At 70.7% G+C, this 25,313-nt stretch carries 18 protein-coding genes, 1 other RNA gene and 1 pseudogene; 16 read left to right on the forward strand and 4 right to left on the reverse strand.

Features of this window, described 5'->3' with window-relative positions; translation table 11 throughout:
* Positions 1-48: 48 nt before the first annotated feature.
* From smpB to SAVERM_RS26355, 3 genes are all read left to right on the forward strand, one after another.
* On the forward strand, positions 49-582 hold the full coding sequence (smpB, locus tag SAVERM_RS26345; protein ID WP_010986512.1) for an SsrA-binding protein SmpB: 534 nt from the start codon (positions 49-51) through the stop codon (positions 580-582).
* A 102-nt stretch (positions 583-684) separates the two neighbouring features.
* Positions 685-1,073, forward strand: a transfer-messenger RNA (tmRNA) gene (gene ssrA, locus SAVERM_RS26350).
* Between the two features lie 383 nt (positions 1,074-1,456).
* The gene (locus SAVERM_RS26355; protein WP_010986513.1) at positions 1,457-2,086 is read left to right on the forward strand and encodes a contact-dependent growth inhibition system immunity protein; all 630 of its coding nucleotides are present in this window, start codon (positions 1,457-1,459) and stop codon (positions 2,084-2,086) included.
* 67 nt (positions 2,087-2,153) lie between these two features.
* Here SAVERM_RS26355 and SAVERM_RS38900 read toward each other — a convergent pair.
* A pseudogene (locus SAVERM_RS38900) lies at positions 2,154-2,963 on the reverse strand (LacI family DNA-binding transcriptional regulator); the annotation flags it as partial.
* Between the two features lie 35 nt (positions 2,964-2,998).
* Here SAVERM_RS38900 and SAVERM_RS26365 point away from each other — a divergent pair.
* Positions 2,999-3,877, forward strand: a complete 879-nt coding sequence (locus SAVERM_RS26365) for an aminoglycoside phosphotransferase family protein (protein ID WP_037651660.1) — start codon at positions 2,999-3,001, stop codon at positions 3,875-3,877.
* A gap of 110 nt (positions 3,878-3,987) precedes the next feature.
* Positions 3,988-5,409 (forward strand): cytochrome P450, encoded by a 1,422-nt coding sequence (locus SAVERM_RS26370; RefSeq protein ID WP_010986516.1) that lies wholly within the window; start codon positions 3,988-3,990, stop codon positions 5,407-5,409.
* Here SAVERM_RS26370 and SAVERM_RS26375 read toward each other — a convergent pair.
* The gene (locus SAVERM_RS26375) at positions 5,375-6,778 is read right to left on the reverse strand and encodes an MFS transporter (protein ID WP_078234506.1); all 1,404 of its coding nucleotides are present in this window, start codon (positions 6,776-6,778) and stop codon (positions 5,375-5,377) included. The genes SAVERM_RS26370 and SAVERM_RS26375 overlap by 35 nt on opposite strands.
* Before the next feature lie 83 nt (positions 6,779-6,861).
* Between SAVERM_RS26375 and SAVERM_RS26380 the strand changes: the two genes are divergently transcribed.
* The 4 genes from SAVERM_RS26380 (at position 6,862) to SAVERM_RS26395 (ending at position 12,946) form a co-directional block, all read left to right on the forward strand.
* Entirely contained in the window at positions 6,862-7,827 is a 966-nt protein-coding gene (locus SAVERM_RS26380; protein ID WP_010986518.1) for a LysR family transcriptional regulator, read from the forward strand.
* 777 nt (positions 7,828-8,604) lie between these two features.
* Positions 8,605-9,441 carry a hypothetical protein gene (locus SAVERM_RS26385; RefSeq protein ID WP_137951708.1) on the forward strand — a complete coding sequence of 279 codons (837 nt, stop codon included), beginning with the start codon at positions 8,605-8,607 and terminating at the stop codon, positions 9,439-9,441.
* Positions 9,442-9,563: 122 nt separating this feature from the next.
* Positions 9,564-11,693 (forward strand): bifunctional polysaccharide deacetylase/glycosyltransferase family 2 protein, encoded by a 2,130-nt coding sequence (locus SAVERM_RS26390; RefSeq protein WP_037651653.1) that lies wholly within the window; start codon positions 9,564-9,566, stop codon positions 11,691-11,693.
* Positions 11,690-12,946 (forward strand): acyltransferase family protein, encoded by a 1,257-nt coding sequence (locus tag SAVERM_RS26395; protein WP_010986521.1) that lies wholly within the window; start codon positions 11,690-11,692, stop codon positions 12,944-12,946. The genes SAVERM_RS26390 and SAVERM_RS26395 overlap by 4 nt, the downstream gene beginning before the upstream one ends.
* Positions 12,947-13,927: 981 nt before the next feature.
* Here SAVERM_RS26395 and SAVERM_RS26405 read toward each other — a convergent pair.
* Positions 13,928-14,374 carry an SRPBCC family protein gene (locus SAVERM_RS26405; RefSeq protein WP_010986523.1) on the reverse strand — a complete coding sequence of 149 codons (447 nt, stop codon included), beginning with the start codon at positions 14,372-14,374 and terminating at the stop codon, positions 13,928-13,930.
* A 268-nt stretch (positions 14,375-14,642) separates the two neighbouring features.
* Here SAVERM_RS26405 and SAVERM_RS26410 point away from each other — a divergent pair, with 268 nt between their 5' ends.
* Both SAVERM_RS26410 and SAVERM_RS26415 read left to right on the forward strand, forming a co-directional pair.
* Positions 14,643-16,034: a nitrate/nitrite transporter gene (locus SAVERM_RS26410; RefSeq protein ID WP_010986524.1), complete on the forward strand. Its 1,392-nt coding sequence runs from the start codon at positions 14,643-14,645 to the stop codon at positions 16,032-16,034.
* Positions 16,035-16,137: 103 nt separating this feature from the next.
* The gene (locus SAVERM_RS26415) at positions 16,138-17,298 is read left to right on the forward strand and encodes a uroporphyrinogen-III synthase (RefSeq protein WP_010986525.1); all 1,161 of its coding nucleotides are present in this window, start codon (positions 16,138-16,140) and stop codon (positions 17,296-17,298) included.
* On the opposite strand, the gene SAVERM_RS26420 is transcribed toward SAVERM_RS26415, so the two are convergent.
* Positions 17,247-17,801 (reverse strand): anthrone oxygenase family protein, encoded by a 555-nt coding sequence (locus SAVERM_RS26420; protein ID WP_010986526.1) that lies wholly within the window; start codon positions 17,799-17,801, stop codon positions 17,247-17,249. The two genes, SAVERM_RS26415 and SAVERM_RS26420, sit on opposite strands and share 52 nt — an antisense overlap.
* 249 nt (positions 17,802-18,050) lie before the next feature.
* On the opposite strand from SAVERM_RS26420, the gene SAVERM_RS26425 reads away from it, so the two are divergent.
* From SAVERM_RS26425 to SAVERM_RS26445, 5 genes are all read left to right on the forward strand, one after another.
* Positions 18,051-18,638 (forward strand): CGNR zinc finger domain-containing protein, encoded by a 588-nt coding sequence (locus SAVERM_RS26425; RefSeq protein WP_010986527.1) that lies wholly within the window; start codon positions 18,051-18,053, stop codon positions 18,636-18,638.
* 489 nt (positions 18,639-19,127) lie between these two features.
* Positions 19,128-19,724, forward strand: a complete 597-nt coding sequence (locus SAVERM_RS26430; RefSeq protein ID WP_010986528.1) for a sigma-70 family RNA polymerase sigma factor — start codon at positions 19,128-19,130, stop codon at positions 19,722-19,724.
* 2 nt (positions 19,725-19,726) lie between these two features.
* Positions 19,727-20,545: an anti-sigma factor family protein gene (locus tag SAVERM_RS26435; RefSeq protein WP_010986529.1), complete on the forward strand. Its 819-nt coding sequence runs from the start codon at positions 19,727-19,729 to the stop codon at positions 20,543-20,545.
* An 83-nt stretch (positions 20,546-20,628) separates the two neighbouring features.
* Positions 20,629-23,139: a HelD family protein gene (locus SAVERM_RS26440; protein WP_010986530.1), complete on the forward strand. Its 2,511-nt coding sequence runs from the start codon at positions 20,629-20,631 to the stop codon at positions 23,137-23,139.
* Positions 23,140-23,645: 506 nt separating this feature from the next.
* On the forward strand, positions 23,646-25,079 hold the full coding sequence (locus SAVERM_RS26445; RefSeq protein ID WP_010986531.1) for an NAD-dependent malic enzyme: 1,434 nt from the start codon (positions 23,646-23,648) through the stop codon (positions 25,077-25,079).
* Positions 25,080-25,313 lie beyond the last annotated feature (234 nt).

Here is a 25,313-nt window from a genome sequence, read left to right on the forward strand (position 1 = left end):
CTCCGACCCCCCTGTAGTGCGAAAATGGCCAGCACTATGAGTAAGGGCATGTACGTACCGAAAGAGTCCCAGCCGAAGCAGGGCGGGGGAGCCTCCGGCAAGGTCAAGGACGGCAAGCGCAAGATCGTCGCGCAGAACAAGAAGGCGCGCCACGACTACGCGATCATCGACACCTATGAGGCCGGGCTCGTGCTCACCGGCACGGAGGTGAAGTCGCTGCGTCAGGGACGCGCCTCGCTGACCGACGGCTTCGTCCAGATCGACGGGAACGAGGCGTGGCTGCACAACGCCCACATCCCCGAATACAGCCAGGGCACGTGGACCAACCACACCGTGCGCCGCAAGCGGAAGCTGCTCCTGCACCGCGAGGAGATCGACAAGCTGGCGTCGAAGTCCGAGGAGACGGGTCACACGATCGTGCCCCTCGCCCTGTACTTCAAGGACGGTCGCGCGAAGGCCGAGATCGCGCTGGCACGGGGTAAGAAGGAGTACGACAAGCGGCAGACCCTGCGGGAGAAGCAGGACCGGCGGGAGTCGGACCGGGCGATCGCGGCGGCCAAGCGCAAGCAGCGGGGCGAGTAGGGCGGTCGGCCCGCGGGAATAGGCTGGCATCGTCGTGCGTTGGTCACGTACGATGGGCTCTGCACCTCACAGCGGGTGCGGAGCGGTTTGAAAAATCAACATGGGGATGATCGGTTTCGACAGCGGCTGTTGAAGCAGGGGAAGCGTGTCGAGGAAGCGGCAATGATCTCGTAAACCATATGTCGCAAAAAATAATCGCCAATACCAAGAGCGATTCCCAGTCCTTCGCCCTCGCTGCCTAATAAGCAGTGAGTGAGGGACCCTTAATGGGTGTCAGCCCGGGAGTGTTCCCGACCCGGACCCTGGCATAATCTAGGGGACTAAACCATCGAGCCCGGTCACGGGGTTCGATGGGAAATCAAACAGTGACTGGGCCCGTCGGCGACTTGTTCGCGTGATCGCCGGGGCCGAGAAAATCGCAGCGAACTGCACACGGAGAAGCCCTGATTCTGCACCGGTGGACGCGGGTTCGATTCCCGCCATCTCCACGATCAGGAGGTCCTCCCGGACTTCCACATCCCATGTGGGCAAGGCCCCGTCGCTTTCGAGCGACGGGGCCTTTGTCATGCGCCGAGACGTCAGCGCCGACTCCGGATGCGGAAGGCGGCGACGATGCCGCGGCCCGAGTGGCGGCGCGTGACCCTCCGGGGGCACACGGGGGGCGTCGCGCCCTGCTCGACCAGACGCCGGGTCCTGTTCCGGGTCCTGTTCCGGGTCCTGACGGTCGCCGCGTCCGTCCGTCGACTGGCAGGCCCAGCGCGGCAGCAGGCAACCAGTTCTTCATCAAGCTCGTGAGGGTGCCGAGTACAGCGGGGAAGCATCCCTTCGGCTACTACGTGCAAACCTGCTACCCGATATAAGGAGGTGACATCCAGTGGAGCGCTTCACCGCATTCGATTTCGGTGCCTCGTGGGTGATGAGTTTCTTCCACCAGGACTGGACCTACGACGGGCCCACGGCCGCCGACGTCGTCGCGAAACACCTCTCGGAATCGGCCGACGAGCTGGCACTGGCAGTCCGTCGCGATGCACGGACACTCCTCGACAACCTCCCTTCGGAGACGCTCGAGGTGCTGTGGAACGCCGGAGCGCAGTACATGGCGAGCTTCGAGGGGACCTCAGGATCGGAGTGGACGCGGACGGTCATCGGCCTGTGTGATGCCCGGCTGGCCGCGAAGGCGGACGTACGCCCGCTCACCGGAGCCGATACGGAGGACGGCTGGGCGTGCCAGGACGCCGTCATCGCTGAGGTCGAGCGGGCGGAGTTCCTGGACACCGAGGTGCGCGAGGCGCTCGTCGACTGCGCTCGCCGCTGCACTCCGGACCTGGCGTTCCGGGTGCTGCTCAGCACCATAGTCAACGCCTCTGACCGATCATTGTCTCCGCACCAGTACACAAGGATGCAGGCCATCGGATCCGCCCTCCACTACGGTGAGTTCTTGGTGGACTCCGTCGAGTTCCTGGTCGAAGAGGAGCCGCCGCCGGCGTCGGTGCCGTCTCACTGAACGCATCACAGGGGCCCGCGCTCACCCGAGTGCGGGCCTCATGCATGCCCAGGGCTCCTCGGGACGGTCAGGGCCGGGGTGCCGTGCTGGCCCGCTCTGTCAGGTGGGGGCGAGGAGTGTGGCCGCGGGTACCGGTGCGCCGGACAGCTTTCGCATCAGCAGGTCCACGGCCCCCCGCGCTCACCTCCGCGGACGGGAGAGCGACCGAGGTGAGCGGGATGCGGGCGCTCTCCGCCAGTTCGTCGGGGCAGATTGCCGTGATGGAGAGGTCGCCCGGAACGCCCAGGCCGAGTTGTTCGAGGCGTCGATCAGCGGCTTCAGGACGGGCTCGTTGTGCACGACGACCCCGGTGAGCGCGGGCCGCTCCCGCAGCGGCTGCTCGGCGACCCGGCGGGCGGCGGCGGGCGCGGCCTCGCGGGGGTGCACCGAGGACGACAGGTCGTGCCGGTCGGCGGCTGCCGTGAACCCCTGCACCACGCTGGGCGACCCCCGTCTCGCGCACGTATACCTCCGGCGGCGGGCTGACGAGGGCCACGACCTGGTGCCCGAGCCGTGCCAGCTGCTCCACGCACACCTCGCCCGCCGCCCGGAAGTCGAGGTCGATGCAGGTCGGTCCGGCGGGCCGGGAAGGGAACCCGATCATCACGGACGGCCGGTCCAGCGCCCGCAGCAAGGGCAGGTGCGGATCGTTCAACTGCACATCCATCACGATCAGGGCGTCGACGAGACCGTGTCCGCGACCCTGCGCAGTCCCTCCGTGCCCTCCTCCTGGGTCAGCAGGAGCGCGTCTGGTCGTGGCGCCTGCTGCTGGCCCCAGCGCCCGGGAGCCCGCGTGCAGCCGGTAGCCCAGCTCGCGGATGGCCACCTCGCCCCGCTTCGATGGGCGAGCGGTCCGACAGTAGGCTCGCCGCGATGCGTACCGACGAACTGAATATCGACGTAGTCCTCGTGCAGCGGCTGGTCGCCGGGCAGTTTCCGCGGTGGGCGGGCCTTGGCGTCGAGGCGGTCGATTCCGGTGGCACCTCCAATGCCATGTACCGGCTCGGCGCGGACCTGGTCGTACGGCTGCCGCGCCGTGCGGGGGCCGAGGGCGACGTGGCGAAGGAGCACCGTTGGCTGCCGTGGCTCGCCCCGCGGCTTCCGGTCGCCGTGCCCGTACCGCTGGGCCAGGGGCTGCCCGCCGGGAACTACCCCTTCCGGTGGTCCGTCTACCGCTGGCTGGACGGTGCGACACCGGACGTCGGGCACCTCGTCGCACCCGGCCTGCTGGCCGAGGACCTGGCCGGGTTCATCGATGCGCTGCACCGGGTCGACCCCGCGGGCGGGCCCGATTCCTACCGCAGCGAGCATCTGGCGGTGCGGGACACCGTGACGCGCGAGGCGATCGAGGAGCTGCGCGGGGTCGTCGACGCCGACGCGGCGAGAGCCGTCTGGGAGACGGCTCTGCGGGCCCCGGTGTGGGCGGGCCCGCCGGTCTGGATCCACGCGGACCTGCAACCGGGAAACGTGCTGGTCGACCGCGGGCGGCTCGGCGCCGTCATCGACTTCGGGTGCCTGGGGCTGGGCGATCCCGCCGTCGACCTGATCGTGGCGTGGTACGTGCTGCCGGGCGACGTACGGGAGGCCTTCCGCGCAGCCGTGGCGGCCGACGACGCGTCCTGGGCGCGCGGCCGCGGCTGGGCGCTGTCGATCGCCCTCGTCGAACTGCGCTACTACCGGGACACGAACCCGGTCATGGCGGGCCATGCGCGGCGGGTGATCCGGGAGGTTCTCGACGGGCGCGAGCGGTAGACGCGGCGCGCGGCGACGAGGTCTCGTCGCCGCGCGCCGCCTCAACTCCTGTCACCCGTCGGACTACTGTGACTCGCGCAGGTGTGCGGTTCACAGGGAGGCGGCAGAACATGGCAGCAGTGACGGCCGCCGGTGCGGCGCAGGCGCCGATCGTGGCGGGACACCCGCTGCTGGGCTCCATGAACGACCTGCTGAACGACCCCCTCGCCACCTATCTGCGGGCCCGCCGCGACCACGGCGACGTGGTGCGGTTCCGGGCCGGCCCGCCGGGGCTGCGGGCCGACATCTACGCCGTGTTCTCGGCCGAGGGCGCCCAGCAGGTCCTGGCGACGGAATCCGGCAACTTCCGCAAGGACAACGTCTTCTACGGGGAACTGCGCGACTCGGTCGGCAACGGACTGCTCACCAGCCAGGACGCCACCTACCTCCGCCAGCGCCGCCTCGTCCAGCCGCTGTTCACCCGCCGCCGCGTGGACGGCTACGCGGGGCAGGTCGCCGACGAGGCGGCCGGTCTGGCCGAGGCCTGGCGCGGGATTCCGGGCGGCGGCGTCGAACTGGTCGGTGAGATGCACCGGTTCGCCCTGCGCGTCGTCGGCCGGATCCTGTTCGGGACGGACATGGAGACGACGTTCGAGGTGATCGAGCGCACGCTGCCCCTGCTCCAGGAGTACGCGCTGAAACGTGGACTCGCGCCCGTCAGGACGCCTCGCACGTGGCCCACGCCCGCCAACCGCCGTGCGGCGCGCACCCAGGCGGAGCTGTTCGCGCTCTGCGACGGCATCATCGACAGCCGCCGTAACCGGAAGAACGAGGGGGACGGCGGGGAGGAGAGCGGCGAGGACCTCGTCACCCTTCTCGTCCGGGCCGGGAACGCCGAGGACGGCAGCCTCGACGCCGCCGAACTCCGCGAGCAGGTGCTCATCTTCCTGCTGGCCGGCCACGAGACCACCGCGACCGCGCTGGCCTTCGCCCTGCACCTGCTCGCCCGCCACCCCGAGCAGCAGCGGCGGGTACGGGACGAGGCCGACCGCGTCCTGGGCGGACCCGGCGGACGGGCGCCCACCGCGGCGGACATGGAGGCGCTGCCGTATCTGACGATGGTGCTGAAGGAAGCGATGCGGCTGTACCCGTCCGCGCCCGTCATCGGCCGCCGCGCGGTCGCGGACGCGGAGGTCGACGGGGTACGCATTCCGGCCGGCGCCGACCTTTTCGTCAGCCCGTGGGTCACGCACCGCCACCCCGATTACTGGCCGGACCCGGAGCGGTTCGACCCCGAGCGCTTCACCCCGGAGGCGGAGGCGGGCCGTCCGCGGTACGCCTGGTTCCCGTTCGGCGGCGGTCCGCGCGCCTGCATCGGACAGCATCTGTCGATGCTGGAGTCGGTCCTGGGGCTCGCGGTGCTGATCCGGGAGTTCGAGTTCGAGGCGGTGGGCGAGGAAGAGGTACCGCTGGGGGCGGGGATCACCCTGCTGGCCAAGGGACCGGCCCGGTGCCGGGTCATCCCCCGGTCGTCGGGCCCGCGGTCCTCTTGACGCGCACGGTTCGCCTGACACGTTCGGTCCGCTTGGCACGTTCGGTCCGCTTGGCACGTTCGGTCCGCTTGGTACGTACTGCCCGCTTGGTACGTACTGCCCGTCTGACGCGCATGGTCCGTCTGGCGCGCACCGCAGGAGACGCGAGGCAGATCAGCAGTGCCAGCGCGGCCGCCGCGACCGGCACGCCGTACCCCGCTGTCGCCGACACCTGCTCCACCACCCACCCGCCGGTCGCCGAACCGCAGGCTATCCCGCCGAGGAGCCCGGTCACGGCGAGCGTCATGCCCTCGTTCAACCGGCTTTCAGGGGTGCGCTGTTGCACCAGCGTCATGGCGGTGACCATGGTCGGGGCGGTCGCCATCCCGGCGAGGAGCAGCGCGCCCGCCAGCGCGAGCAGCGAGCCGGTGAGCCGCGCCGCGAGCAGCGGCAGGATCAGCAGTGCCGCCATCGCGGTCAGGCACCACGGATAGCGCCGCTCGGCGGGACCGGCCGGCTTCAGCGCCCCGTACAGCAGTCCCGCCGCACACGAACCGGCCGCCTGGAGCGCGAGGACGACACCCGCCGCCGACTTGTGGCCCCGCGCGTCCGCGTACGCGATCGTGACGACCTCCATCGCCCCGAAGACCGCGCCGATGGCGAGGAAGCCGAGGAGGAGCGGGGGCATTCCGGGGGACCGCAGGGGGGACCTGGCCTTCGTACGTCCCCCCGGTGGCGGCTGAGTCGAACGCTGCGCCGCGAAGACCAGGACGCCCGACATCAGCAGGACGGCGCCCACCAGCGTCCCCGCCTCCGGGAAGAACGTCCCGCACAGGAAGGCCGCGAGCACCGGACCCAGCATGAAGCACAGCTCGTCCGCGGCCTGTTCGAAGGAGTTCGCGGTGTGTACGGCCGCCGGGTCGCCCTTGAAGAGATGGGCCCAGCGGGCGCGTGACATGCCCCCGGTGTTCGGCGTCGTGGCGGTGGCGGCGTACGCGGCGAAGAGGGTCCAGTCCGGGGTCCCGTAGCGCACGCACAGCAGGAGCGCGAGCGAGCCGAGCGCGGCGACCGCCGTCGCCGGTACCGCGATCCGCGCCTGACCATGGCGGTCGATCAGCCTGGCGATCAAGGGGGCGACCAGGGCCGTCGCCGCCAGACCCGTCGCCGTGACGGCACCGGCGAGCGCGTACGAACCCCGCGAACCGGCGATCATGACGACCGCGCTCACGCTGAACATGCCCATGGGAAGCCGGGCGATCAGATTGCCGACGGTGAAGGCACGCGTGCCGGGGACGGTGAAGAGACGTAGGTAGGGGTTGCGGGACGGGGGCGGGGGCGGGGCTGTGGAGAGGGGCGGGGAGGGGGCTTCGCAGGAGGACGGTTGCGGCATGAGGTAACCGTCGCCCGCGTCCTGACCTGCGGTCCAACACTTACTCCGGTGCGATTGACGCACTTGAGTTGTAAGTTCGCCGGATGTCCGTCGACCCCCGCCTTCTGTGCGCCTTCGTCGCCGTCGCCGAGGAGCTGCACTTCACCCGCGCCGCCGTCCGTCTGTACGTCGCTCAGCAGGCCCTCAGCCGGGACATCCGGCGACTGGAGCGCGAGCTCGGCACCGAGCTGTTCCTGCGGACGACGCGCCAGGTCACCCTCACCGCCGACGGCACCCGCCTGCTGCCGTACGCGCGCCGCGTGCTGGCCGCACAGGACGCGCTGCTCGCCGCGTTCGGCCGGGGCGAGGCCGGGCGGCCGCTGTTCGTCGACGTCAACAGCCCGGGGCTCTTCAGCACCCGCATCCTGGCCCGGGCCCGCGAACTCGCCCCCGACAGTGAGCTGATGGCCCGCTTCGAGAGCGGTCTGACCGGCGCCGCCGCCGAGATCCTCGCGGGGCGGATCGACGCGTCGTTCGGGCGGTTCGCCGGACTCGACCCGGCGCTCCGGTCCCGGCTCGAACAACAGCCCGTACGGTACGAGCCGATGGCGGTCATCCTGCCCGAGGACCACCGGCTCGCCGGGCTGGACGAGGTGCCGCTGGACGCGCTCGCGGGCGAGACGGTGTACGCGGGTGCCGGAAATCCCCGGACGCCGGAATGGACCGACCTCGCCCGTCTGCTCTTCGAGGGGCGCGGCATCGAGGTCGCGCCGCCCGCTCCGCTCGCGCTCGGGCCCGAGGAGTTCGAGCGGATCATGGCCAAGACGCGGTGCCCGGTCCTCGCCGTGGTGGACTTCCCGGCCATGCCGCACGCGGTGCTGCGGCCCCTCGTCGACCCCGTCCCGCTGTCGCCCGTGTCGCTCGTGTGGCGCAAGGGGGTGACGCATCCCGGCATCGATGCGCTCCGGTGTGCGGCGACCGAATTGGCGACCGAGGAAGGATGGTTGCTGCGGCCCGCGGAAGGGTGGATTCCGGCCAGGGATGCACTCATCATGATGAACCGCAGCTGACTTCCCCTGTACCGGGTGCCCCAGCGCGCTACATTCGCGGTCCGGGCATCATATGATAAAAGGGGCGCTTCGGTCGGGTGGTGTCCCGGTTCGATGAAATGTACGCAGGCCCGGAGGCGTGCGCGCGCCCGCTATTTGTCCCGTGGGGGGATGTACGTGCGCGTGAAGAACTGGCGGAAAGGCGCCCAACGTGATCGCCGGGGCGTCGACCAGCCGCTCGGGCCCGAGACCGATCCGTCGCCCGGACGTGAAGCCGATTCGCCGCCCGGCGGTGAAACCGGTCCGTCGGGCGGACGGGAATCCCATCGGTCGGGCGGACGGGAATCCGGTCCGTCGGGCGGACGTGAGACCGACCCAACGGGTGGACGTGAGACCGACCCGTCGGGCGGACGGGGAACCGACCCGCTCGATCGGGTGGTCGCGGGCCGGGCCGCCGGGCCCGAGCCGGTCGTCTGGCCGGAAGCCGGTGGCGCAACGGCGGCCTGGCTGACGGCCGGGGCGAGCGGTCGGTCGAACGCCGGGTCGGGGACAGGGCGGAGCGTCGGGTCGGGGACAGGGCGGAGCGTCGGGTCGGTGACCGGGCGGAGTGCCGGGTCCGTGATCGCGCGGAGTGTCGGGTCCGTCATCGGGCGGAGCGCCGGCGCAAGCGCCGGTTCCGCGGCCGGGCCCCGCCCCCGAACGGCCGCCGAGCCCGACCGCGATCGCGTCCTGGACCCCGGCCGGGAGCCCGAGCGCGTTCCCACGCCCCCTTCGGGCCACGTGGACCAGGTGGATCACGTGCCCGTCGCCCCATCGCGGCCCACGGTCCCGTCGACCGTCTGGGAACGGTCCGGTGCCCCCGGGCACAGCCACGACCCCCATGAGGTCACCGTCCAACTCGACGGCAGCGGACGACAGTTGGACGAACCGTTGGTCGAGCGGGGCGGCGGTCTGGTCGGCGATGGTGGCCAGGACTCCGACGGGCCGGTGTTCGTCGACGAGTCCGGTCGCCGCAGGCGCCGCTTACGCAGGCTCGGCATGGTCGTCGGCATCGCCTGCGCCGTCTACGCCGTGGTCATCGTCGCCACGCTCCTGTCGGGCAACTCCAACGCGCCCTGGCTGCCGGTGCCCCGCCAGAAGGACGACACACCGGCCGCCCGGGTCGACACCTCCCCGCCGCCGAGCCACCGGGCGCACCCGTCCGCGCCGGCGGCCTTCCCTCCGAGCGCCGGCGCGACGGGCGACGCGGGCAAGAGGCCGTCGAAGGGCGGTGCCGGTTCGACGCACGGACCCTCGGCCCGAGTCTCGGCCCCGGCCGCCTCGACCGACCCCCGGCCGTCGGCGAGCACCGCCAAGCCGAAGCCGGGCAGCAGCAGCACCAAGAATCCGGCCCCCGGACCGTCCGACCCGGTCGACGGCTCATCGCCGGCCCCCACACCCTCGGGCGGGGTCACCCCCGACCCGTCCCCGTCCACGGCGACCGGCGGCCCAGGCCCCGTCGCGAACGGCTCCGCCGGGAATGTCCCCGTCGCGAACGGCTCCGTCGAGAACGCCCCCGTCGCGAACGGCCCCGTCGGACAGCCGTCAGGGGAGCCCCCCGCCGCCGGCCCCTCACCCTCGGAGTCCGTGCTCTGATGGCACCCCGTACCAACCGGCCCCGCACCAACCGGCCCCGCACCGGCCGTCCTCCCGCGCCCGACGCACCGGCCGCCCCCGACGCCCCGACCGCCCCGGACGCCCGCCGCCGTCGGCTGCCCATGCGGTTCCTGCTGCCCTCGCTCCTCCTGCTCGCCGTCATGGCGATGCTGATGCTCCGCGGCTTCGTGCACAGCGAGATCCTCGCCGACCACCGCATCCGGCCCCCGGCCGCCACCGACCAGGTGCCGGAGAAGATCCTCGACGGCGGACCGGTCATCGACACCCGCGGCGGCCGTACGACCAGCCTGAGCCTCCCCGACCACCGGCTCGTCCTCACCTTCGACGACGGCCCCGACCCCCAGTGGACGCCCAAGGTCCTCGACGTCCTCAAGAAGCACCACGCGCACGCGGTCTTCTTCGTCACCGGCACCATGACCTCACGCCATCCGGACCTCGTACGGCGCCTGGTGGCCGAGGGCCACGAGGTCGGCGTGCACACCTTCAACCACCCCGACCTCGCCTACCAGTCCAAGAAGCGCATCGACTGGGAGCTGTCCCAGAACCAGCTCGCGCTCGCCGGCGCCGCCGGCATCCGCACCTCCCTCTTCCGCCCGCCGTACTCGTCCTTCGCCGACGCCATGGACAACGAGTCCTGGCCGGTGACCGAGTACATCGGCACCCGCGGCTACATCACCGTCGTCAACAACACCGACAGCGAGGACTGGCAGAAGCCCGGCGTCGACGAGATCATCCGCCGCGCCACTCCCCGGGGCGGCAAGGGCGCCGTCGTCCTGATGCACGACTCCGGCGGCGACCGCCACCAGACCGTGCAGGCACTCGACCGGTTCCTGCCCGAACTCCAGCGACGGGGCTACGAGTTCGAGAACCTGTCCGAGGCGCTCGGCGCTCCCAGCGCGCACACCCCGGTCACCGGCGTCGACCGGTGGAAGGGCAACGCGTGGATCTTCCTGGTCCAGGCAGCCGACCGCATCACCGGCATGCTGGTCGTCGGGCTCGCCGTGATCGGGGGGCTCGTCCTCACCCGCTTCGGCCTGATGCTCCTCCTGTCGGGCACGCACGCCCGCAGGGTGCGCCGCCCGGACTTCCGCTGGGGACCGGCCCCGGTCACCGAACCGGTGTCGGTGCTGGTCCCGGCGTACAACGAGGCCAAGTGCATCGAGAACACCGTCCGCTCCCTCACGGCGAGCGAACACCCGGTCGAGGTGATCGTCGTCGACGACGGTTCGAGCGACGGCACGGCACGGCTCGTGGAGAGCCTGCGGCTGCCGGACGTACGGGTGGTCAGACAGCACAACGCGGGCAAGCCCGCCGCCCTCAACCGAGGCCTGGCCAACGCCCGGCACGACCTGATCGTGATGATGGACGGCGACACGGTCTTCGAACCGGCGACGGTCCGCGAGCTGGTCCAGCCCTTCGCCGACCCCCGGGTGGGCGCGGTCGCCGGCAACGCGAAGGTGGGCAACCGGGATTCCCTCATCGGCGCCTGGCAGCACATCGAGTACGTGATGGGCTTCAACCTCGACCGCCGGATGTACGACCTCCTGCGCTGCATGCCGACGATCCCGGGAGCCGTCGGCGCCTTCCGCCGCAGCGCCCTCGAACGCGTCGGCGGCATGAGCGACGACACGCTCGCCGAGGACACCGACATCACGATGGCACTGCACCGCGACGGCTGGCGGGTGGTGTACGCGGAGAAGGCCCGCGCGTGGACCGAAGCCCCGGAATCCGTGCAGCAGTTGTGGTCGCAGCGCTACCGCTGGTCGTACGGCACCATGCAGGCGATCTGGAAGCACCGCCGCGCGCTCGTCGAACGGGGCCCGTCGGGCCGCTTCGGCCGGGTGGGGCTGCCGCTGGTGGCCCTGTTCATGGTGGTGGCCCCGCTGCTGGCGCCGCTGATCGACGTCTTCCTGCTGTACGGAGTGATCTTCGGGCCCACCCAGAAGACGGTCCTCGCCTGGCTCGGCGTCCTGGCGGTCCAGGCGGTCTGCGCGGCGTACGCGTTCCGGCTCGACCGCGAGCGGATGACCCACCTGGTGTCGCTTCCGCTCCAGCAGATCCTCTACCGGCAGCTGATGTACGTCGTCCTGCTCCAGTCCTGGATCACCGCGCTCGTCGGCGGCCGGCTGCGCTGGCAGAAGCTGCGGCGCACGGGCGTGGTGGAGGCGCCGGGATCCATTCCGCAGCAGCGGACGGCGGGGAGCGAGAGCGAACGGAGGCCGGTCGGATGACGGCGCACGAATACCCGGCGACATCGGCATCGGCATCGGTACCGGCTTCGGTACCGGTACCGGCTCCCGCCCCGGCTCCCGCCCCGTCCCCCGAGGCCGCTCCCCAAAGGCCAGGCCGGGACCGCTACTTCGACCTGTTGCGCTCCTTGGCGCTGGTCCGCGTGGTGGTGTACCACCTGTTCGGCTGGGCATGGCTGACCATCCTGTTCCCGTCCATGGGCGTGATGTTCGCGCTGGCGGGATCCCTGATGGCGCGCTCGCTCAAACGCCCGGCACCGAGCGTGATCAGGGGGCGGATCCGACGACTCCTGCCTCCCCTGTGGGCGTTCAGCGCGGTGCTGCTGACCCTGATGTTCGCGGGCGGCTGGAACCCGGCGAAGGACCCGGACCTCGGCGGCACCTGGGGTGTGGTCGAACTGTTCGACTATCTCGTCCCGGTCGGCGCCCCGCCCTACCCCTGGTCCCTCGGCTCCGATTCCGGGCTGCTGGAGAGCACCTGGGCGGAGCAGGCGGTGGGCCCGCTCTGGTACCTGCGCGCGTATCTGTGGTTCGTCGTCGCCTCCCCGCTGCTGCTGTGGGCGCTGCGCCGCGTGCCGTGGGCGACGCTGCTCGCCCCGCTCGCTCTGACCGCGGTGCTCGGCACGGGCCTGGTCACCATCCCCGGTGAAACGGGCAACGCGGTCACCGACTTCGCCGTGTACGGCGGCTGCTGGGTCCTGGGTCTGGCCCACCAGGAGGGGGTGCTCCGGCGGATCCCGCGCTATGCGGCGGTCTCCTGCGCCACCCTCCTGATGGCGTTCGGGCTGTGGTGGGCGTCCGGTCACCAGGGCCCCGAGGGCTGGGACCTGAACGACATCCCCCTGGCCCAGGCGACCTGGTCCTTCGGCTTCGTGGCGATCCTGCTCCAGTACTCCCCGTCGTGGCAGGAACTGCCGGGCCGGCTCGCCCGGTGGGACAGGCTGGTCACCCTGTCCAACAACCGCGCGGTCACGATCTACCTGTGGCACAACATGCTGATCATGGCCACGGGTCCGCTCATCGACCGGGCCTACGACCTTCCCTTCATGCAGAACGAGCAGGCGGTGGCCGCACTCGACTCGACCTACACGTTCTGGATGTTCGTGCTGGTCTGGCCACTGATCGGCCTCGCGATCCTCGCGTTCGGCTGGATCGAGGACATCGCGGCGAAACGCGGCCCACGGCTGTGGCCGAACGGGAAGAAGCGCGGCAGGCCCCGGGCCCGCCAGGTCTGACCCCCGGTCCGGGCGAGGAGGTCCCTGTCCCGCCCGGCCGGGCCGCCCGCCTTCGGTCGCCTCCGGTGACGGGCCGAACGGTGAAACCCAAGACGCGAGGCATCATGGCGGTCCGGGGGGGGGGGGGGGGGGCTGGGGTCGTTCGGCGCGTACGGGGTGGCGGCATGGGGGGGCGTATCGCTGGCCCTGATCACGGCCGTAGCGTGGAGTCATTGCGGGCCACGCAATGAATGCGGTGGCCGAGGTGCGCTGGTCCTCGGGCCGTTCGGCATCGTCTTCGGGATCCTGCTCGAAGGTTTTGCGCAAAGGAAACGGTGCTATCAGGGGCCGTCCGCCTTCATGTCGATTTTCCAGTCCGTCCTCGTGGGATCCGCCGTAGTTTTCGCGCGTTCGGTCTTCCTGGCCGAACCTCCCGTCGGATGGCGCGTTTTCATGGGTGCGCCGGCACTCCTTTCCGCCGGCGGGAGGCCTGGCTGATCGTCAACATGGTGAGGGTCGGCCTGCCGGAGTTGCGAGTCCAACCGCACTGTGTCGAGCCGCTGCGGAACGGGGCCATCGACGTAGTCGAAGGACTGGCCCGTAGTTGAGAACCGCACCGCGCCGAACGGAACGACCCGCGATGTAGGCCTCCTTGAGGCTGGTGGGGCGTGCCATGATTTTCGGATGGACGCTCTGGCATGGGTGTGCTTGTTTCTGGTTGCCTTCCCGGTCCCCTTCCTCTTCTGGTTCGGCTTGATACCGCTATGGGTCGACCGGCAGTTGAGACGGGTGGGCAGGGAAGTGCTGGGGCACTGCCGGACCGTTTCCACCTCGGAAGGGAGATATTCCACGAGCTTCGAATTCTCGACACAATCCGGGGATCGGATCATTTACATTTCCCCGCTCGCCGGCACCGTCTGGGGGACGCCCGGGGAAGAAGCTCTCAGCTACTGAGACCTCTGAACCCGCGGCGATCAGGGAATGGCCCTCAGGGAACGGCCCTCAGGACGCCTCCACCGCCGCCTTGATCCGCTGTCCGAACGCGTTCGCGTCCTTGCGGGCCGCGCCCAGGGCGAAGCCCACCAGGAGCTTGCCGACGCCGTGGCCTTCCAGGACGTTGAAGATCCGCACGCGGGTCGTGCCCGCGCCGGTGGACTCCAGGTCGTAGCCGCCCTCGTCCGCCGTGACGACGTTCTTCGAGATCTCCGTCCAGCGGATCCTGCGGGGCGCCTCGAACTCGGTGATCCGGAATTTCCGGCCCGTCTTCATACCGGCGTCCTTGACCGTGCTCGTGAAGACCGTGCCCACGGCGGTCGGGCCGTCCGGCGTCTTCGTGATCTCCTGCACCCGGGGGCTGAACTCGGGGTCGTTCCTGCCGTCGGCGAGGAAGGCGAAAACCTCCTCGACGGGGCGGCTGATCTCGACGGTTGCCTCGAACTGACCGGCCATGGTTCCTCCTGTGCTGTGACCGCTGGAGCTCCGGCTGAGGGCGCGCGAGTGTGCCGAGCACTTCAGATTACGGTCCCGGCGTCACCGGCGCGTCCTCACCGACGCCCCCGCTCCCGCGTGAGAGCAACGTTCCAACCCGGTCACCCACAGCCACAGCCCCGAAACGCGGTCTCCCTACCTTCGGGATCGTCACTCGTTGCGCGACACCGAGCACCGAGCACATAGCACCGAGCACGAGCACCGAGCCCCGGAGAACCGTGGAGGCGTCATGACAGCCCCGAGCACAGCCCCCGCAGCGAGTCCGCCGAGCAGGAAAGGCCGCTGGATCGAGGAGTGGGATCCGGAGGACGAGGCCTTCTGGGAGGAGAAGGGGGAGAAGACCGCGCGGCGGAATCTGCTCTTCTCCGTGCTGTCCGAGCACGTCGGGTTCTCCATCTGGACCCTGTGGTCCGTGATGGTGCTGTTCATGGGACCCGAGTACGGGCTCACCCCCGCCGACAAGTTCTTCATCGTGTCGATGGCGACGCTGGTCGGCGCGATCGTCCGCGTCCCCTACACCTTCGCCGTCGCCCTGTTCGGCGGGCGGAACTGGACCATCGTCTCCGCGAGCCTCCTGCTCATCCCCACCATCGCGGCCTTCGTGGTGATGGAGCCGGGCACCTCGTTCACCACCTTCCTGGTGTGCGCCATGCTCGCCGGTATCGGCGGCGGCAACTTCGCCTCCAGCATGACCAACATCAACGCCTTCTTCCCGCTCAGGAAGAAGGGATGGGCGCTCGGGCTCAACGCGGGCGGCGGCAACATCGGGGTGCCGGTGGTGCAGCTGGTCGGGCTCGCCGTCATCGGGGCCAGTGGCGGCCCGCGCGTACTGCTGGGCATCTACATCCCGTTCATCGTGCTCGCCGCCGGCCTCGCCGCCGTGAAGATGGACAACATCGCGTCCCTCAAGAACGACACCGGCGCGGCCCGGGAAGCCGTCAAGGACGCCCACACCTGGATCATGTCGTTCCTGTACGTCGGGACGTTCGGGTCCTTCATCGGGTACAGCTTCGCGTTCGGTCTCGTCCTGCAGACGCAGTTCGGCCGTACGCCGTTGCAGTCCGCGTACGTCACCTTCATCGGCCCGCTGCTGGGCTCCCTCATCCGGCCCGTGGGCGGCTGGCTCGCCGACCGCTACGGCGGCGCGAAGATCACGCTGTGGAACTTCGTCGGCATGGCGGCGGCCACCGGTGTCATCGTGATCGCGTCCATGCAGAAGTCGCTGCCGCTGTTCACCACCGCGTTCATCGCGCTGTTCGTGCTCAGCGGCCTCGGCAACGGGTCCACGTACAAGATGATTCCCGGGATCTTCCACGCCAAGGCCGTCGCCAAGGGACTCGAAGGGGAGGAGGCGGCCGCCTACGGACGCCGGCTGTCCGGCGCCTCCATGGGGCTCATCGGAGCCGTCGGCGCGCTCGGCGGGCTCGGCATCAACCTCGCCTTCCGGCAGTCGTTCCTGAGCGTGGGCTCCGGCACCGGCGCCTTCGTCTCCTTCCTCGCCTTCTACGCGGCCTGCTTCGCGGTCACCTGGGCCGTATACCTTCGCCGCCAGGCCGGGGCCGAAGCCCATGCCACCGCCGCCTCCGGGGCGAAGCCGCAGCTCAGCTATGTCGAGGTGTGACGTAACACCGCTGACATGAAGCCGAACCGAGCCTGTCACGCACCGTTGACAGGCTCGATCGGCACGTAAGCGCACCGACTCGAGCGGGACGAGAGCCAGACGCATGTACGACGAACAGCAGCTACCGGCTCAACAAGATCACGGACCGCTCGCCGGGTTCACCGTGGGCGTGACGGCCGCACGTCGGGCCGACGAGCTCGGCGCGCTGCTCCAGCGGCGCGGTGCCTCCGTCGTGCACGCCCCCGCCCTGCGGATCGTGCCGCTCGCCGACGACAGCGAACTGCTCGCCGCCACCAAGGGACTCATCGAACAGGCCCCGGACGTCGTGGTGGCGACGACCGCGATCGGGTTCCGGGGGTGGATCGAGGCCGCCGACGGGTGGGGTCTCGGCGAGGATCTGATCGAGCGGCTGCGGGGGGTCGAACTGCTGGCCCGCGGGCCCAAGGTCAAGGGCGCCGTACGCGCCGCGGGGCTGACGGAGGAGTGGTCGCCCTCCTCCGAGTCCATGGCCGAGGTGCTCGACCGGCTGCTCGAAGAAGGCGTCGACGGTCGCCGTGTCGCCATCCAGCTGCACGGCGAGCCGCTGCCCGGCTTCGTGGAGGCGCTGCGGGCCGGGGGAGCGGAGGTCGTCGGCGTACCCGTGTACCGGTGGATGCCGCCGGAGGACATCACGCCCGTCGACCGGCTGCTCGACGCGACCGTCACCCGAGGCCTCGACGCGATCACCTTCACCAGCGCGCCCGCCGCCGCGTCCCTGCTGTCCCGGGCGGAGGAGCGGGGGCTGCTGTCCGACGTCCTCGCCGCCCTCCACCACGACGTGCTGCCCGCCTGTGTCGGCCCGGTCACCGCGCTGCCGCTCCAGGCCCGGGGCGTCGACACCGTCCAGCCCGAACGCTTCCGGCTCGGCCCCCTCGTACAACTGCTGTGCAAGGAGCTGCCCGGGCGGGCCCGTACACTCCCCATCGCCGGCCACCGCGTCGAGATCCGCGGCCACGCGGTCATGGTCGACGGAGCGCTGCGGCCCGTACCGCCCGCCGGGATGTCCCTGCTGCGGGCCCTGGCGCGCCGGCCGGGCTGGGTGGTGGCGCGGGCCGAGCTGCTGCGGGCGCTGCCGGGGGCCGGCCGGGACGAGCACGCCGTCGAGACGGCGATGGCCCGGCTGCGCACGGCACTCGGCGCGCCCAAGCTGATCCAGACGGTGGTCAAACGCGGCTACCGGCTCGCCCTCGACCCGGCGGCGGACGCCAAGTACGCCGACGCGTGAGCCCTGCCGCGCAGGAACAGCGCGCGGACGAGGAGGGCCAGCGCGAGCGTGGACAGCAGCGCCCGTACGACGTTCCACGCCACCCACGGGCCCTCGAACCTCGCGCGTACGGCGGCCGGATCGGCGACCCCCGCCGGGGCGCCGGCGTGCGCGAGGTCGTTGTTGAGCGGGATGTTCACGACGACGGTGAACAGGAACACGAGCGCGTACGCGATGAGCGCCGCGAACACCCACCAGCGGCCCGGCGAGCCGCGCAACTGCCAGGCGGAGAGCGCCGAGAGCACGAGCGCGCCGAGGAAGCTCAGGAAGAACACCGGGTTCTGGATCACGTCGTTGATGTTCTGCATGACCTCGATGTAGACGCGGTCGTCGCTGCGGGCCAGGGCCGGCATCACGGCGCAGGCGAACACGTAGAAGACCCCGGCGATCAGGCCCGTCGCGACCGTGGCCGCACCCAGTACACCTCCGGCGGTCGTACGCCGCCCCGTGCTGTTCTGTGTCATGCCGGTAAGTCAACCGCCGTGGCCGCGCACGGGACATGGCTGAGGCGCGCGGACGCATAAGCGGGCGTCCACGCCGTCCATGACGTCTACAGCGGGGCCGCGACCGGGGCCGGTATCGGGGCTTCCGGTGGCGGGCGCGGGCGGGCACTGTAGGGAGTACGCACCCTGAGGCACCCCCGGGCGCCTTTCCTCCGGCTGATCTCACCGACCGCTCACTTCCGGCGGTAACCCCAAGGCGGTGACAGGCACATGGCATCGGGCACGGCCACGGCCTCGTACGAGCTGCGGTTCGACTCCGGGCGGATCTGCCTGGACCTGCTGGCGACCACGCACCCCGAGGAACGGCTCGACTCGGCGGACCGGCTGCGTGCGTGGGCCACCGGATCCGGGCTCGTACCACCGGGCACGCCACTGCCGGAGGCGGACGCCTCCTGGCCCGTCCGGTTCCGCGAACTGCGCGGACAGATCGGACAGTTGGTGCACGGGGAGCTGGAAGGGCGGCCGGTGGACGCGGCGTTGGCGCGCGTCAACGCGGTCGCGCTCGGTTCGCCGCCTCCGCTGTGCGCGGTGCGCGCGGACGACGGGGTGCTGGTACGGCGACTGCCGGCCGCGCCCGGGTGCGGGGAACTCCTCGCCGCGATCGCCCGCGACACGGTCGAGCTGCTCACGGACCCGGCCGCCCGGGCAAGCCTGCGCCACTGCGAAGGGGACAACTGCCCCCTCGTGTACCTCGATACGTCCCGTGGCCGACGCCGCCGCTGGTGCTCGAGCGAGACCTGCGGAAACCGCGAACGAGTGGCCCGCCACCGCCGCCGCGCGGCACTGGCCCGGGCCTAGGTGTATTGCCCGCGGGGCCGACACCGGCGTGAACACGTCCCGGCGGGCGGGGTTGGTGCCGGTGTGACGTCGCTCGCCGTCGATGAAGCCCAGGGCGCACGCGCGTACATAAGGTGCAACCTTGGGCAGTGTGCGCATCGGTGCATCCGCTCATGTGCCCCTGGAGGGCACGTGGTTGGGCGGCTTTCCGGACAGGCGGAGGGGCGCCGGCGGGCGTCGAGAAGGATCTTCTCGACAATTCCTCCACCGAAGTCAAGTCAAAAGTTCACACCATCATCGAGCCAAGCCTGAGAGTGAAATCTCCGTCGGCTGTGAAACGGGTCTCCCCTGGTGGGCGGCCGTATGTCCCCTTGGGGGCGAAATGCATGCCCCGTAGAGGCCCGTTCCACACCTGACCCAAGAAATTTCTGGTCTCACTTTGAACACGGGCGGGCCCGTCCGCGTACCCAGTGACGAGCGAATGACTGGGGGAACCCCCGGACACCGGAGGTGGGCGTGCGTAAGGATTCCGCCGTGGCTGATGAACGAAGGTCCAGGGCCCGACATCGCATGTCTCCGTCCTCTTCCTCTCCGTCTCCCGAGCCGGACGAGGAGCTGATGCGTGCGCTGTACCGGGAACACGCGGGTCCCCTCCTTGCTTATGTGTTGCGACTGGTTGCCGGAGACCGGCAGCGCGCCGAGGACGTTGTACAGGAAACACTCATCCGTGCCTGGAAGAACGCCGGCCAGCTCAATCGAGCGACCGGTTCGGTACGCCCCTGGCTGGTGACGGTCGCCCGGCGCATCGTCATCGACGGCCACCGCAGCCGGCAGGCCCGGCCGCAGGAGGTGGACCCGTCGCCGCTGGAGGTCATCCCCGCGGAGGACGAGATCGACAAGGCGTTGTGGCTGATGACACTCTCGGACGCGCTGGACGACCTGACCCCTGCTCACAGGGAAGTCCTGGTCGAAACGTACTTCAAAGGGCGTACGGTCAATGAGGCGGCCGAGACGCTTGGCATCCCCAGTGGAACGGTGCGCTCGCGGGTCTTCTATGCCCTGCGGTCGATGAAGCTGGCTCTGGAGGAGCGGGGGGTGACGGCATGAACATGTACGGGGGATATGGAAGCGGAACCGGAGGTCCGGGGTCCGCGCGCGGAACAGCGGGAGCACAGGGGCCGGGCGACGTGCATGAAACAGTCGGCGCCTACGCCCTCGGCATCCTCGACGACGCCGAGGCGACCGCCTTCGAAGCGCATCTCGCCACCTGCGACTGGTGCGCCCAGCAACTCGACGACCTCGCCGGAATGGAACCGATGCTGGCCGCGCTCGCGGACCTGCCGAGTTCCCAGGGCACCCCTGCCATCGGCGAGTCCCTGTCCGCCAGGCCCAGCCCACGGCTGGCCGAGCGGCTGGTCGACGAGGTGTCCGAGCGGCGCGCCCTGAAGCGCAGGCGCAGCTTCTTCATGCTGGCGGCGGCGGCCGCGATGATCATCGGCGGTCCGCTGGTCGTCATGGCGGTCAACGGCGACGGCGGCGGCAAGGAGCCGGTGGCCAGTGCCACCAGCCCCGCCAAGGACGCCTTCATGCACATGTCCAAGAAGATCTCGGCGACGGACTCGAGCACCAAGGTCAACGCCGTGATCGCGATGGACTCCAAGGACTGGGGCACCCACTCCGTCCTCCAGCTGAAGAACGTCAAGGGCCCGCTCAAGTGCTCCCTGATCGCCGTCGGCAAGAACGGCGAGCGTGAGACGGTCACGTCCTGGGCGGTCCCGAAGTGGGGCTACGGCATCAAGGACGCCAAGACCGAACAGGCCAAGAACCCGCTCTACGTCCACGGCGGCGCGGCCTTCAAGCCCAACGAGATCGACCACTTCGAGGTCATGACCTTCGACGGCAAGCGGCTCGTCGAAGTGAACGTGTGAGCGAACTCGGCACTGCCACGTAGCCTCCAGGGGTCCCCTTCGCGTACGGTTGACGGCTGCCCAGCACGTCAGAAGGGGGCCCGGTGGCCGCTCAGGTTCAACAGGAAACCGCGTTCGGCCCGGTCGACGAGTCCTCCGTCCAGGACTCGGCATCGGACTCCGCTCAGGATTCCGTACGAGACCGGGAAATCAGCGTCGAACAGGAGCACCTGGACCGGGTGTACCGCCGTCTCGAGGAGAAGATCCACGAGGCGGAGTTCCTGATGCAGGACGCAGCTCAGCGCGGCCAGGTCGGTACGCCGGGGGCGCTCGCCGAGCGCGACGCCCAGGTGTTCCGGGCGGGGATCCACCTCAACCGCCTGAACAACGAGTTCGAGGACTTCCTCTTCGGCCGTATCGACCTGCTGCTCGGCAAGGACGGCAAGAAGGGCCCGGACGGGGCGTACACGGCCGTCGAGCCCGCCGAGGGCGTCGTCCGGGACGACAACACGGCGGACATCGCCGAGACCCTGCACATCGGCCGCATCGGCGTCCTCGACGCGGAGTACGCGCCGCTGGTCATCGACTGGCGGGCACCCGCCGCGGCCCCCTTCTACCGCTCCACGCCGGTCGACCCCGGGCGCGTCGTACGCCGCCGGGTCATCCGCTCCAAGGGGCGCAAGGTCCTCGGCGTCGAGGACGACCTGATGCGCCCCGAGCTGACGGCGTCGCTGAACGACGAGCCCCTGGCCGTCATCGGTGACGGCGCCCTGATGGCCGCCCTGGGCCAGGCCCGCAGCCACACCATGCGGGACATCGTGGCGTCGATCCAGGCGGAGCAGGACCTGGTGATCCGCGCCCCCGCCGCCTCCGTGACGTACGTCGAGGGCGGCCCCGGCACCGGCAAGACCGCGGTGGCCCTGCACCGCGCCGCCTACCTCCTCTACCAGGACCGCCGCAGATACGCGGGCGGCATCCTGATCGTCTCCCCGACCCCGCTCCTGGTCGCCTACACCGAGGGCGTCCTGCCGTCGCTCGGCGAGGAGGGCCAGGTCGCCATCCGCGCGATCGGCTCCCTGGTCGACGGCGCGGAGGCGACCCTGTACGACTCCCCGTCGGTGGCCCGCGCCAAGGGCTCGCACCGCATGCTGAAGGTGCTGCGGAAGGCCGCCCGGGGCGCGCTGGAGCTGGGTCCGTCCGTCGCTGGGCCGGCCACCCGTGGGCAGTTCGCCGGTGGGTCCTCCGCCGGTGCCAACGGCTCGCGGACGGGCGGCGCCGGCCGGTCCTCCGCGAGCGCGGAGCGCCCCCTCGCCGACGCCGAGCAGCTCGCCTTCGGCGACGACGACACCGGCCACCAGGCCCCCGCCGAGCCGCCCACCCGGCTCCGCGTCGTCGCCTTCGGGCGCCGGCTGGAGCTGGAGGCCCGCGAGCTGGACCGGATCCGGGAGACCGCCCTCAGCGGTACCGCTCCGGTCAACCTGCTGCGTCCGCGCGCCCGCAAACTGCTCCTGGACGCCCTCTGGGCGCACTCCGGCGCCGGCACCCGGCACAACGACCCCGAGCTGGCCGCCGAACTGCGCTCGTCCTTCGACGAGGACGTCACCTCCGAGGACTCCTTCATCGGGTTCCTCGACGCCTGGTGGCCCGAGCTGACCCCGCGGGGCGTGCTGGCCGCCATGGCCGACGAGCGGCGCCTCGGCCGCTGGGCCCGGCGCATCCTCAACCCCGGCGAGGTGCGCCGAGTGGCCCGCTCCCTCCGGCGCGACGGGCTGTCCGTGCACGACGTGGCCATGCTCGACGAACTGCAGGCGATCCTCGGCCAGCCCGCCCGCCCCCGGAAGAGGCGCGAACTCGACCCCCTCGACCACCTCACCGGGCTCGAGGAGCTGATGCCCGTACGCGAGGAGTCGCAGCGCGAACGTGCCGAGCGCCTCGCGCAGGAGCGCACCGAGTACGCGCATGTGATCGTCGACGAGGCGCAGGACCTCACGCCGATGCAGTGGCGGATGGTCGGGCGCCGGGGCCGGCACGCCACGTGGACCGTGGTCGGCGACCCCGCCCAGTCGTCCTGGTCCGACCCGGACGAGGCCGCCGAGGCCCGCGACGAGGCGCTCGGCAGCCGTCCCCGCCGCCGCTTCACCCTCACCGTCAACTACCGCAACCCCGCCGAGATCGCGGAGCTGGCGGCGAAGGTGCTGGCGCTCGCGATGCCGGGCTCCGAGTCGCCGGCCGCCGTGCGCTCCACGGGCGTGGAGCCGCGCTTCGGGGTCGTACGGGGCTCGCTGGCGCAGACGGTCCGGGAGGAGGCCGCACGGCTGCTCGACCGCGTCGACGGCACCGTGGGCGTCGTCGTCGCCATGAACCGTCGCGAGGAGGCGGCCCGCTGGCTCGCCGGGCTCGGCGACCGGGTGGTGGCGCTCGGCAGCCTGGAGGCGAAGGGCCTGGAGTACGACGCGACGGTCGTCGTCTCGCCGGCGGAGATCGCCGACGAGTCCCCGGCCGGACTGCGCGTCCTGTACGTCGCCCTGACCCGCGCGACGCAGCAGCTGACGGTGGTCTCGGGAGACCGGGACGAGCCGGACGCGAGCGGGGTGCCGGACCTGCTGCGGGACTGAGCGGCGGCCGGGACCGCCGGGGGTGCCGGGACCGGCCGACAGCCCGGGGGTGCCGGGACCGGCCGACAGCAAGAGGCCCACACCATCAAATGGTGTGGGCCTCCGCCACGTTACGACACCGACCCGCCATGCTCGCCTCGCGGCAAGTGGTCGCTCGTAGCGACGAAGGTTGGGCCCGGGGGCTTGGATCGAGCCGGTGTCACGTCCACGGTAACAAACGATTCCCGCAAGGCAATTCCCGTCCCGAAAGTTCATTTACGCGGCGTCGGCCTCCGCGAGGCGGCCCGGCGGCCTTCGGCGGGGTCACCCTTCCACCACCGCAACACATCTCGTATGGTGGAAGTTTGTTTCCGAAAGTGGCTCACTTGGTTGCGAACAAAACGATCGCAATCCGGGGCGGCTACCGCGTACTCCGCGGTAGGTGCGACGATCGGACGGCATAACCCGCAGGTCAGTAATAAGCGCAGTACCAGCGCAGTATCCGGTGAAAGCAGAGGAAGTCGGCCATGGCAACGGCGCCCAGCGTCTCCTACTCGATGACGGTCCGGCTGGAGGTGCCCGCGAGCGGAACAGCGGTCTCCCAGCTCACCACGGCCGTCGAGTCCCACGGAGGCTCGGTGACCGGCCTCGACGTCACCGCGTCCGGGCACGAGAAGCTCCGGATCGACGTCACGATCGCGGCGACCTCCACCTCGCACGCCGACGAGATCGTCGCGCAGCTGCGCACCATCGAGGGCGTCACCCTCGGCAAGGTCTCCGACCGTACGTTCCTGATGCACCTCGGCGGCAAGATCGAGATGCAGTCCAAGCACCCCATCCGCAACCGTGACGATCTCTCGATGATCTACACGCCGGGTGTCGCCCGCGTCTGCATGGCGATCGCCGAGAACCCCGAGGACGCCCGTCGCCTCACCATCAAGCGCAACTCCGTTGCGGTCGTGACGGACGGCTCGGCCGTGCTGGGCCTCGGCAACATCGGTCCGAAGGCCGCCCTCCCGGTCATGGAGGGCAAGGCGGCCCTCTTCAAGCGCTTCGCCGGCATCGACGCCTGGCCGCTGTGCCTGGACACCCAGGACACCGACGCCATCGTCGAGATCGTGAAGGCGATCGCTCCCGGCTTCGCCGGCATCAACCTCGAGGACATCTCGGCGCCCCGTTGCTTCGAGATCGAGGCCCGGCTGCGCGAGGCCCTCGACATCCCCGTCTTCCACGACGACCAGCACGGCACCGCGATCGTCGTGCTCGCCGCCCTCACGAACGCCCTGCGTGTGGCGGGTAAGGCGATCGGCGACATCCGCGTCGTCATGTCCGGCGCGGGCGCGGCCGGCACGGCCATCCTCAAGCTGCTGATCGCGGCCGGCGTCAAGAACGCCGTCGTCGCGGACATCCACGGGGTCGTGCACGCCGACCGCGAGGACCTGGTGAACGCCGCGGCCGACTCGCCGCTGCGCTGGATCGCCGACAACACCAACCCCGAGGGCCTGACGGGCACGCTCAAGGAGGCCGTGCGCGGCGCCGACGTGTTCGTCGGCGTCTCGGCCCCCAACGTCCTCGACGGGGACGACGTGGCCGCCATGGCCGAGGACGCCATCGTGTTCGCGCTCGCGAACCCGGACCCCGAGGTCGAGCCGGCGGTGGCCCGTCAGACGGCGGCCGTGGTCGCCACGGGACGCTCCGACTTCCCGAACCAGATCAACAACGTGCTGGTCTTCCCGGGCGTCTTCCGTGGCCTCCTGGACGCCCAGTCGCGTACCGTCAACACGGAGATGATGCTGGCCGCCGCGGCCGCTCTCGCGGACGTGGTGACCGAGGACGAGCTGAACCCGAACTACATCATCCCGAGCGTCTTCAACGAGAAGGTTGCGGGCGCGGTCGCCGGAGCGGTGCGCACTGCCGCGAAGGCGGCCGGGGTGACGGAGTCGGACAGCAAGGACGCGTAAGGACGGCTGTGACGGGTACCACGCCCCTCCGGGACCGGCGCGTCGCGGAACGTGGGGCCCTGGGCCGCCCTCTAGGGTGGCGGCCAGGCTCAGGCCTTCCAGGCCCTGCGATCCGCTGCCGGGAGCGGACGGAGCGTCACCACACTGAGGCAGTGGCGCTTTCCGTGTGACTCCCAAGGGTGTTCTCGCGACTCCAACGGGTGCCGGATTGGCTTTCCCGCCGCAGGTGGGGGC

It is taken from the genome of Streptomyces avermitilis MA-4680 = NBRC 14893 (genome assembly GCF_000009765.2).
GTDB classification, from domain to species: domain Bacteria; phylum Actinomycetota; class Actinomycetes; order Streptomycetales; family Streptomycetaceae; genus Streptomyces; species Streptomyces avermitilis.

Bases quoted from the DNA above. Each gene is read 5' to 3' on its own strand.
- smpB (WP_010986512.1), top strand. From the start codon at position 49: ATGTACGTACCGAAAGAGTCCCAGCCGAAGCAGGGCGGGGGAGCCTCC.
- SAVERM_RS26365 (WP_037651660.1), top strand. From the start codon at position 2,999: ATGCGTACCGACGAACTGAATATCGACGTAGTCCTCGTGCAGCGGCTG.
- SAVERM_RS26370 (WP_010986516.1), top strand. From the start codon at position 3,988: ATGGCAGCAGTGACGGCCGCCGGTGCGGCGCAGGCGCCGATCGTGGCG.
- SAVERM_RS26375 (WP_078234506.1), bottom strand. From the start codon at position 6,778: ATGCCGCAACCGTCCTCCTGCGAAGCCCCCTCCCCGCCCCTCTCCACA.
- SAVERM_RS26380 (WP_010986518.1), top strand. From the start codon at position 6,862: ATGTCCGTCGACCCCCGCCTTCTGTGCGCCTTCGTCGCCGTCGCCGAG.
- SAVERM_RS26390 (WP_037651653.1), top strand. From the start codon at position 9,564: ATGCGGTTCCTGCTGCCCTCGCTCCTCCTGCTCGCCGTCATGGCGATG.
- SAVERM_RS26395 (WP_010986521.1), top strand. From the start codon at position 11,690: ATGACGGCGCACGAATACCCGGCGACATCGGCATCGGCATCGGTACCG.
- SAVERM_RS26405 (WP_010986523.1), bottom strand. From the start codon at position 14,374: ATGGCCGGTCAGTTCGAGGCAACCGTCGAGATCAGCCGCCCCGTCGAG.
- SAVERM_RS26410 (WP_010986524.1), top strand. From the start codon at position 14,643: ATGACAGCCCCGAGCACAGCCCCCGCAGCGAGTCCGCCGAGCAGGAAA.
- SAVERM_RS26415 (WP_010986525.1), top strand. From the start codon at position 16,138: ATGTACGACGAACAGCAGCTACCGGCTCAACAAGATCACGGACCGCTC.
- SAVERM_RS26420 (WP_010986526.1), bottom strand. From the start codon at position 17,801: ATGACACAGAACAGCACGGGGCGGCGTACGACCGCCGGAGGTGTACTG.
- SAVERM_RS26425 (WP_010986527.1), top strand. From the start codon at position 18,051: ATGGCATCGGGCACGGCCACGGCCTCGTACGAGCTGCGGTTCGACTCC.
- SAVERM_RS26435 (WP_010986529.1), top strand. From the start codon at position 19,727: ATGTACGGGGGATATGGAAGCGGAACCGGAGGTCCGGGGTCCGCGCGC.
- SAVERM_RS26445 (WP_010986531.1), top strand. From the start codon at position 23,646: ATGGCAACGGCGCCCAGCGTCTCCTACTCGATGACGGTCCGGCTGGAG.